At 68.7% G+C, this 9,690-nt stretch carries 8 protein-coding genes; 4 read left to right on the top strand and 4 right to left on the bottom strand.

The window, feature by feature from the left end; genetic code table 11:
* A partial coding sequence (locus QHF84_RS26840; protein ID WP_281316278.1) for a hypothetical protein occupies positions 1-224 on the bottom strand: 224 nt, incomplete at its 3' end.
* 207 nt (positions 225-431) lie between these two features.
* On the opposite strand from QHF84_RS26840, the gene QHF84_RS26835 reads away from it, so the two are divergent.
* Together QHF84_RS26835 and QHF84_RS26830 are read left to right on the top strand one after the other, a co-directional pair.
* Positions 432-713: a hypothetical protein gene (locus tag QHF84_RS26835; protein ID WP_281316277.1), complete on the top strand. Its 282-nt coding sequence runs from the start codon at positions 432-434 to the stop codon at positions 711-713.
* Positions 714-758: 45 nt separating this feature from the next.
* A complete protein-coding gene (locus QHF84_RS26830; protein WP_281316276.1) occupies positions 759-1,964 on the top strand; it encodes a hypothetical protein in 1,206 nt (401 codons plus the stop codon).
* Between the two features lies 1 nt (position 1,965).
* Here QHF84_RS26830 and QHF84_RS26825 read toward each other — a convergent pair whose 3' ends face one another.
* From QHF84_RS26825 to QHF84_RS26815, 3 genes are all read right to left on the bottom strand, one after another.
* Positions 1,966-3,105: a serine/threonine-protein kinase gene (locus tag QHF84_RS26825; protein WP_281316275.1), complete on the bottom strand. Its 1,140-nt coding sequence runs from the start codon at positions 3,103-3,105 to the stop codon at positions 1,966-1,968.
* Positions 3,106-3,176: 71 nt separating this feature from the next.
* Positions 3,177-4,532: a choice-of-anchor L domain-containing protein gene (locus QHF84_RS26820; protein WP_281316274.1), complete on the bottom strand. Its 1,356-nt coding sequence runs from the start codon at positions 4,530-4,532 to the stop codon at positions 3,177-3,179.
* 14 nt (positions 4,533-4,546) lie between these two features.
* A complete protein-coding gene (locus QHF84_RS26815) occupies positions 4,547-6,193 on the bottom strand; it encodes a hypothetical protein (protein ID WP_281316273.1) in 1,647 nt (548 codons plus the stop codon).
* Positions 6,194-6,392: 199 nt separating this feature from the next.
* On the opposite strand from QHF84_RS26815, the gene QHF84_RS26810 reads away from it, so the two are divergent.
* Together QHF84_RS26810 and QHF84_RS26805 are read left to right on the top strand one after the other, a co-directional pair.
* The gene (locus tag QHF84_RS26810; RefSeq protein ID WP_281316272.1) at positions 6,393-8,231 is read left to right on the top strand and encodes an ABC transporter ATP-binding protein; all 1,839 of its coding nucleotides are present in this window, start codon (positions 6,393-6,395) and stop codon (positions 8,229-8,231) included.
* A 116-nt stretch (positions 8,232-8,347) separates the two neighbouring features.
* Entirely contained in the window at positions 8,348-9,685 is a 1,338-nt protein-coding gene (locus QHF84_RS26805; protein WP_281316271.1) for a cytochrome c peroxidase, read from the top strand.
* The last annotated feature ends 5 nt before the right edge of the window (positions 9,686-9,690 follow it).

Here is a 9,690-nt window from a genome sequence, read left to right as displayed (position 1 = left end):
CCCATCCCGCCCGCGCCGCCCGCGCCGCCCTCGCCGCCCATCCCGCCGGAGCCGCCCGCGCCGCCCTCGCCGCCCTGCCCGCCCGCGCCCGCCTGGCCCCCGGATCCGCCGTTCGCGCCCGATCCCCCGGACCCGTCGCCATCGCCTCCACAAGCCACGAGACCGGTCAGCGCCAGAAACGAGAATGCGGCGAGCTTCGGTCCCCACAAGCGATTCGATTTCATGCGAAGTCCTCCAGTGTGCAAGAGCCCCAAAAAAGGGCGCTCGCGAAAAGGGAGGGCCGAGGATATCACGGAATGACCTCCCCCCGCGTCACGCAACATGGGACGGAGGTTCAGGGTTGGTGACGTGGGACACCGTTCAGGCCTGAACAAAAAATCATCTCCACAAACTGTGCACACGTTCAGCACAGGAGGTAGGGTGCGAGCATCATGATGACGCCCAAGGACATCGCGCCCTACATCCTCCGTGCCCTCGCCGAGGCCCAGACCGAGGGCCGCACCATGGACCTCGAGACGCTCTCGCTCGCGATCAAGGTGCGCCGCGGCGACGTGCGCAAGACCGTGAGCGCTCTGCATCGCGAAGGGCTCGTGGACGCGCTCCGGCTGCGTCTGTCGCTCGCGGGCTTCGCGATCGGTTCGGCCCTGCTCACGAAGGAGCTGCCCCCGATCCGCCGGCCGAAGCAGGTCGCACAGAAGGTGGCCGCGGCCTGACGCGCGTTTGCCCCCGCTCCACCGAAAATGCGGTAAGGAGGGGGCATGAAACTGGTTCGAATGCGCGCGATCGCGGCGATCGTGCTCCTCGCAGGGCTCGGGCTCGGGTGCAGCAAAGGCTCGTCGGGGCCGGATCCGGCCGGATCGGCGGCGCCCACGGAGGCGAAGCCGAGCGCGAAGGGGATCGAGGCCGCCGGCAACGACGCCGCCGTGGTCGAGCTCGCGAAGAAAGCGCTCGGCTGCAAGTGGGGCTCGTACGGGTTCGACTCGATGTGCCCCGAGATGAAGACGCTCATCGAGAGCGAGCTCATCCGCGACGGGAAAGCCGACGCGACGTTCGTGAGTTTTCTGGAGGACCCGAACGAGCAGGTGCGCTGGCTCGGCGGCCGCGCGCTCTCGCAGCGCGGAAGGACGTTCCGCAACGACAAGGCGCTCGCCGAACGGATCGTCGTGGTGGCCGAGGGCGAGACGAGCAAGACCGTGGCGCAGGAGCTCGGCGGGGTCGTCGGCGGGATCAAACACGCGGACACCGGGCTCGGCGATCGGATCAAGACGATGGCGAAAGGCCACGCCGTCCAGCAGATGCGCACGAGCCTGCTCGCGCGGATGCTGTTCTCGAACGGCGAGACGCTCTACGAGTTCGTGAAGGACATCGCGACGAACGACAAGGACGCGGTCGTACGCAAGGCCGCGATGTCGGCGTTCTGGACGGGGACGCCGCCGAGCCGCGCCGCGGATTCGTGCAAGATGTGGCTCGGGTTCGTCGACGACGCGGCCGACGACGTGTCGGGCGAGGCGGCGTATCTCTGCGCGTTCTACCCGCAAGGCGGCGGGTGCAAAACGGAGTGGGATCCGCTGCTCGACAAGATCGAGAAGCGCGCGAAGGACGGGACGATCAAGTCGACGCAGATGGCGTCGGCGCTGTTTTACCTGCACCGGCAAGCCGGGGCGTCGGACGCGCAAAAGAAGCGGGCGCTCGCCGTGGCGCGCGCGATCCTCGAGAACCGCGCGAACAGCGGAATGGCGCGCGGCAGGGCGCTCGAGCTCCTCGCGGAGAAAGATCCCGACGGCAAGAAGCTGCTCCAGTCGATGCAGGAGGAGCCGGACGTGTTCGTGAAGCGGCGCGCGAAGGACCTCGCCGACAAAGCGGCGAACAAGCCGGCGGACGACAAGGCCAAGGCAACCGAAGCCGAGAAGGCCAAGGCGCCGGAGGCCGAGAAGGCCAAGGCGAGCGGGACGAAAAAACCCTGAATCAGCGGCCCGAGGGCGCGTTCGTCGCCGCGCCGGGGGGCGCGGGCGCGGCGGCGGGCGCGGTCGCGGGCGCCGTGTCCTGGCTGCGCTGGAGCAGGAAGAGCACGCCGCCGATGAAGAGGCCCACGGCGAGCGCCGCGGCGCCGACGATCAAAATGGGGTTCGTCCTCGCCGCCGGCGGAGGCTCGGGCGCGGGCGCGGCGGCCTCCGGGGCCTGCGCGTAGACGAGCCGGATCCCCGACGACAACATCTTCTTGCGCATCGGCGGCGCCGGCGGGAGCGCCGAGGCCACGACGCCCGCGACGGCCTCGGCGAGATCCTCCATCGAAGGGAATCGCTCGTCCGGCGCTTTCGCGAGCGCGCGACGGACGATCGTGGCGAGCTCCTCCGGCGCGCCTTCGAGCGGGCGTGGCTCGTCGTTCAGGATCGACGTCACGAGCCCGAGGCCTCCGCCGTCCGTGCGGAAAGGCAGCCGGCCCGCGAGCAATTCGAACGCCATGACGCCCCACGAGAACTGATCGGCCCGGGCGTCGATTTCATGGCCGAGGAGCTGCTCGGGGGCCATGTACGCGGGCGTGCCGACGATGCTGCCGTCGCCGGTGAGCCGCGACAGACGCGAGACGCCGCTGTCCTGCGTGCTCGTGACCGCGCCGGGCAGCCTTCGTGCGATGCCGAAATCGAGCACCTTCGCCACGCCGTCCTCGCGGACCATGACGTTCTCGGGCTTGACGTCGCGGTGCACGACGCCCACGGCGTGCGCGGCGGCGAGCGCGAGCGCGACCTGGAGGAGGATCTCGATGCGCTCGCCTTGCGGGATGTCGCGGCCGATCGACGATCGCAGCGTCTTGCCGTCGACGAGCTCCATCGCGATGAACGGGACGCCCTCGTGCTCGCCGACGTCGTAGATGGCGACGATGTTCGGGTGCGTGAGAGAGGCGGCGGAGCGCGCCTCGCGCAGCATCCGCGCAACGTTGCGGTCCCAAGCTTCGGACTCCATCTCGGGGTCCCGTCGCAACACCTTGAGTGCAACTTTGCGGCGGAGGCGCGTGTCCAGCGCGCGGTAGACCTCGCCGGCAGCACCCTCCCCGAGGCGCTCCTCGATGACGTATCGGTCGAAGGTCTCGGCCGGGGACAAGGACATCGACCGGGGATGGTAGCGCGAACGACCGTCGCGTGGGAGGCCCAACCTGCGCCTCCGGTTCGTCTCTCGTTTTACTTGGGGATGGGCGCCGTCCCGACGGTCGTGCCGGGCTTCGCGATCCACTGCCAGTTGTCGACGAGGGTCGTCGTGTCGAGGGAGCCGTCGCCGGAGTCGTAGACGGCGAATCGGATCGTGACCTGGTCGCCGGGCTTGACGGGGGCCTGGGTCTTCAGCCAGCCGGTCGACGCGTGGTCCAATCCGTCTTCGCCGTCGAAGCCGAAGCCGGTGCCGATGAGATCGATGTTGCCGAGGCTGCAGTTGAAGGTCTTGCCGCCCGCGAAGCACGGGCCCGGCGGGTTTTCCGGACAACCGCAGACCTCGAGGAGCGAGTTGTTGACGCTGACGGGGTTGCCCTGGCTATCGAAGGAGACGTTGCCGTCGTTCTGGCCGGGCGGGATCGGCGTGAGCAACGCGACGAAGAAGTCGTTGTACTCGCTGCAGATGTAGTTCGGCCACTCGTACGTGTAGAAGTTGAAGTCGAACGAGAAGCCATAGGCGTTCGAGGGCACGCGGACGACGACCTCGAGCCCGGCGACGTCGTACGGGATGCCGCTGCTCGTGCCGGGGCACGCGGGCGACTCCTTGGGGAAGCCCTGCGGGTGGCTGCCGATGTAGTCCTTGTTGAAGCCGCTGACCGATTGATAGCCGGGATCGGTGGGCTGGCGGGCGGTGCCGCTGGAGAGCGCGAGCACGCGGCTGCCCTTGCGGGTCGTGATGTTCGGGCCGAACCCGGTGAGCAGGCCGTGGCCGAGGTGGAAGTTCACCTCGCTCCCGAGCGGGGGCGGCGAGCCGTCCGCCATGGTCCATTGCGCCGAGACCACGCCCCAATCGGCGAACCCCGACGACATCTTGCAAAGGTCGACGGCGCGGACGCCGTCGAGCGGCTCCATGCTGTCGACGGCGAGCCCGTCGTCGCAGAGAGAGACCACCACCTCGTCGATTTCGCCGTTGCAATTCTCGTCGAACGCTTCCTTGCCGGGCTCGGTCGGCACCTCGACGGCGTTCGGGTTGCGGTTCTTGTCGCAATCGTTGCAATCGCCCTCGGTCTCGGTGAAGCCGTCGCCGTCGACGTCGTCCTCCGTGCCCTTGGGATCGCAGTTGATGATGCCACCCTCGCCGCCTGCGCCGCCCTGGTTTCCGGCGTCGAACCCGAGGTCGTCGCCGCCCATGCCCGTGCCGCCTTGGCCGGCGCCGCCCTGGCCCAGATTGCCGCCGCTCGCTCCATTGCCGCCCTCGCCGTCGAACACCGTGCCGCCGCCGTTCGCCGCGCACGCGAGGGGCACGAGGGGCGCGAGGAGCGCGACGGAGAGCGCCGCGAGGGCGACGCGCCGAGGGGCCGTGTCGAAGAGACGCATTCGTTCGAGCATGTCGAGCTCCTGAGTCAAAAAGTTATGCAGATCTTGTCGCTCAAGCCAAGGTCGATGCAGGTGTACCCCGGGCGGCATTGCGCGTCGGTCTGGCAGGTGCGCATGCAGGTGCCGGCGCCGCTCGGGAAGAAGAGCCAGCTCGAGCAGATCGAGCCGGGGGCGCAATCGTCCGCGAAATTGCAGTATTCGGTGCAGTAGCCGCCCGGATATCCGAACCAGTCCTGCGAGAGGCAGAGGGGATCGTTCTGCCCGGCGTAACACTCGTTCGACTTCGTGCACGGCAGGCCGGCGGACTTCGAGCCGGGCTTGCAAGCCGCCGTGGCCTGGCAGCCCGGATCCTCGCAATCGATGAGCTGATTGTTGTCGTCGTCCTGGTTGTTCGTGCAGTTCGCCTCGGGCCCCTGGCGGCAAACCTTCGTCGGATGGCCCTCGTCCTTGCAGGCATACCCGACGCGGCAATCGGCGTCGGTCACGCAGCCGTCGAGGCAGATGCCATGCACGCCGCCGAAGCCGAGATCGGCGCAGTAGCCGTCGCCGGGACAGTCCTGCGTCTCGAGGTCACACCACTCGGTGCAATACCCGTCAGGAAACCCTTGCCAGGCCTGGAGGCAGGCCGGATCGTTCGCGTTCGCCGCGCAATCGGAGGACTGGAAGCAAGGCTTACCGAGCAAGGTGGCGCCCGGCTGGCACTCGAAGGACGCCTGGCACTGCGTGACGTCGTCACAATCGATGTACCCGTCCAGGTCGTCGTCCCAGAAATCGCTGCAGAAGCCCTCGGGCTGGGGCATGTCCACGCTGATATCGAAGAAGCCCGAGTCGCCCGCGGCGCCGTCGACGACGACGTAGAACTTCTGGCCCTGGACAACCTCGAGCGAGACCCTGTCGCCCTTGCCGCCGTCGGGGTTGCCGTCGTTGCTGCAGGCGATCTCGCTCGCGGGATCGTTGCACGTGGTGCGGAGCGAGACGCTGAAATCGCTGGACCAGCTATTCACGGTGGCCACGAACGTGCCGTCCCACGGGATCACGACCTCGAAGATGGACTCGGGGCCGCTCACGGGCGAGCAGGAGGCGGATTCGAGGTTCGGCCGGCCCGACGAGTCGCCGTTGAAGAAACCGGGGACGATGAGCGATTTCGGCGCGAAGCACGCGTCGAGGCAGACGGCTGCCATGAAGCAGGCGTCGTCGGCGCAATCCGTGAGGCCGTCGAGATCGTTGTCCTTGTAATCGCCGCAGAGCTCCTTGGGGACGCAGCCGCTCGCGACGATGCCGCAGAACTGGTTGCAGAGGAGGTCGCCCGATCCGAGGCCGATGCTCGCGCAGGTCTTGCCGCCGAAATCCGAGCCGTCGCATTGCTCGCCCGGATCGAGCATGCCATTGCCGCAATTCGGATTGCCGCCCGCGCCGGAGCCGCTGCTCGCGCTCGACGTGCTGCCCGCGGCCCCGTCGCCGCCCGCGCCGCCCATGCCGCCGTCGCCGCCGTGCCCGCCGACGCTCACGCCGCCCGCGCCGCCCTCCCCGGCGCTACCGCCCGCGCCGCCGGATCCGCCGGAGCCGCTGCTCTCGCTGCCACCCGAGGACTCGTCGACCGAGCCCGTCGCGCAGGACGACGTACACACCACCGCCACGAGGGCGAACCCCAACCTGTGCCAGCGTCCACGCATCGTTTTCGCCTCGGCGTCTCGTCGTGTCGTAAAAAAGCAAGCGGCGCGGGGGCCGAGCGAACGATCCCAGCGCTGGTCGCCAGCATGACCATGACGGCCCCCCGACGTCAACTGCCGGGATGTGCTCCCTCCCGCCCGCACGACCGCGCAAGGAACCGTACGGGCGGTTTGGCGAGGGGCGCGCAACAATGCGACGGCGATGGCCGAGCCGAATCCAAAGCCGAACCTCCTCGTCCGCCTGCGCGGGAGCTTCGAGCATACGCCGCGCACGCTCCTGCTCCTGTTCCGGTCGGCCAAGCTCGCCGCGATCACGCTCTTCGTGTTGACCCTCGCGGCCGCAGTGCTGCCGCTCGGCGTCGCGTACGCGGGCAAGGCGATCGTGGACGCGGTGGCCGCGCATTCCCGCGAGGCGACGCTGCGCTGGGTGCTCATCGAGCTCGCGCTCGTGGCGGCGCTCGCGCTCGTGCAGCGCGGGATGGGGCTGCTCCGCTCGCTCATCGGGGCGCGGCTCGGGCTCGACATCAACGGGGCGATCCTCGAGAAGGCGCTCACGCTGGAGCTCCGGCATTTCGAGGAGCCTCAGGTTTACGATCAGCTCACGCGTGCGCGGCGCGAGGCCTCGTCGAGGCCGCTCGCGATGGTGACCGAGACGTTCGGGATCGTGCAGAGCCTGGTGACGCTCGCGGGGTACGGGGCGCTCCTCTTCCGGTGGAGCGGGTTCGCGGTGCTCGCGCTCGCGCTCGCGTCGCTGCCTGGGGCGATCGCGGAGGTAAAGCTCGGCAACCTCGCGTTCCGGCTGCGCAACTGGCGTTCGCCCGAGGCGCGCAAGCTCAACTACCTGGAGTACGTCCTCGCGAACGACGCGCACGCGAAGGAGGTAAAACTCTTCGGGATCGGACCGCTCCTGCTCGATCGGTACCGTGCCCTCGGGGAGAAGTTCTACCGCGAGGATCGAGCGCTCGCGGTGCAACGCGCGGGCCTCGGCTGGGGTTTGTCGCTGCTCGGCACGGGCGCGTTTTACGCCTGCTACGCGTCGATGGCGCTCGGCGCGGCGAGCGGCGATCTCACGCTCGGCGACCTCGTGCTCTACGGCATCTCGTTCCGCCAGGGCCAGCAGGCGTTCCAGTCGATCCTGTCGTCGCTCGGCGGCATGTACGAGCACAACCTGTACATGTCGAACCTGTTCTCGTACCTCGCGATCCCCACGAACGACGGGGCGAGCGCGCCGAAGATCGCGCTGCCCGACGTGGCGAAAAACGAGGCCGACGACGAGGCGGGGCGCGAGCGGGGCATCCGCTTCGAGGGCGTGAGCTTCCGGTATCCGGGGCAGGAGAAGCTCGCGCTCGCGAAGCTCGATCTGTTCGTGCCGCGCGGACAGAGCGTGGCGCTCGTCGGGCACAACGGCGCGGGCAAGACGACGCTGATCAAGCTGCTCACGCGGCTCTACGCGCCCACCGAAGGGCGCATCCTGCTCGACGGGAAGGATCTCGTGGACTGGGATCTCGACGCGCTCCGGCGACGCATCGGCGTCGTGTTCCAGGACTACAACCGGTATCAGCTCACGGCGCGGGAGAACGTTGGCTTCGGGAGCACGCCGCACATGGACGACGCGGCGCGGCTGTCGCGGGCGATCACGCGCGGCGGCGCCGAGGAGGTGCTCTCGACGCTGCCGAGTGGGCTCGATACGCAGCTCGGACGGTGGTTCAAGGACGGGACGGAGCTCAGCGGCGGGCAGTGGCAGAAGGTCGCGCTCGCGCGGGCGTTCATGCGCGAAGAGGCCGACGTGCTCGTGCTCGACGAGCCCACGGCCGCGCTCGACGCCGAGGCGGAGCACGCGGTCTTCGAGCGGTTCCGCAAGCTCGCCGAGGGTCGCACGACGTTCGTCGTGTCGCACCGCTTCCCCACGGTGCGCATGGCGGATCGGATCCTCGTGATCGACGGGGGCCGCGTGATCGAGGAAGGGACACACGCCGAGCTCGTCGCGCAGGACGGGCGGTACGCACGGATGTTCGCGCTGCAAGCAGAAGGCTACCGCTAGGGAACCTCGCCAAACCGGCCCGCGCGCGCGACGAACCGCTATCCCCGCCTCGCCGCGTTCGTTACGATGCGCGGGCACGAGGGGGGAGCGCGGAGCGCGCGTGCGAGGAGGTTTCCATGCGAGCGCGAAGAGTGCTTTGGTTCTGCGTGGCGGCGGCGGCGGCCCTGGGAGGCTGCGGTGACGAGAGCGGGGAGCTCGTCGACGGACATTTCACGCCGGAAGAATGGGCGGAGATCCAGAAGCTCTCGCCGCTGCCGCCGCTCGAGGCGGACACGACGAACGCCTTCGCGGACAACCCCAAGGCGGCGGAGCTCGGGCAACGGCTCTTCTACGAGAAGGGTTATGCCGGGCCGATCAAGGTCGCGAACGATCTCGGGGACGTGGGCGAGACGGGCAAGGTCTCGTGCGAGAGTTGCCACATCAAGACGGACTGGTTCGTCGACACGCGCTCGAAGCCGGCGAACACGTCGATCGCGATCGACTGGTTCATCCGCAACGCGCCGACGCTCGTGAACGTGGCGACGTACACGGACTGGTTCGGCTGGGTCGGCTACAACGACAACCTCTGGGGCAAGTGCCTCGTCCCGGCCGAGTTCGTCATGGGCACGGATCGCTCGGGCATCGTGCACTTCCTCTACCAGCAGCCGGACTACCGCGCGGCGTACGACGAGCTCTTCGATCCCGACCTCGATCCGGCGCTCGATCCGATGCACCCGGACGCGGCGCGTTTCCCGATGATCGCGTCGCCGACGGTCGCGCCCGACGTGTGGAAGAGCATGCCGGAGGAAGACCGCGCCGTGATCAACCGCGGCTACGCGAACTTCGGCAAGGCGCTCGCGGCGTACCTCCGGCTGCTCCAGAGCGGGAATGCGCCGTTCGATCGGTACGTGGCCGGAGACGTGTCGGCGATCAGCGAGAGCGCCAAGCGTGGGCTCGGGCTCTTCGTGGGGAAGGCGGCGTGCGTCGCGTGCCATGAGGGCCCGACGTTCAGCGACAACGACTTCCACGTGACGGGCGTGCCGCAGATCGGCGAGCACGTGCTCCCGCCGGACATGGGCGGCGATCCGGGGCGGTTCCAGGCGCTCGACGTCTACTTCGGCTGGGATTTCAGCACGAAGGGCATCTACAACGACGACCCGAGCATCGACCGCAGCAAGGGCGTGACGAAGGACGAGAAGCTGCTCGGCGCGTTCCGCACGAAGGGCCTGCGCTCGGTGGCGAAGACGGGGCCGTTCATGCACACGGGGCACCTCGCGACGTTGCGCGAGGTCGTGGAGTTCTACAACGTGGGCGGCGCCGACAAGGATTTCGCGGGCTCGAAGGATCCGCTCATGGTGCCGCTGAACCTCACGCCGCAGGAGATCGACGACATCGTCGCGTTCCTGGAGACGCTGACGGGTGATCCGATCCCCGAGGGGCTGCTCGTCGACACGTCGTTCGGTTCCAAGAAGTAAAACCT

Source organism: Polyangium sp. y55x31 (assembly GCF_029946505.1).
In the GTDB taxonomy this organism is placed as follows: Bacteria; Myxococcota_A; Polyangia; order Polyangiales; family Polyangiaceae; genus Polyangium.
Note: the sequence above shows the minus strand (reverse complement) of the source record. Positions and strands in the feature narration are given on the sequence as shown.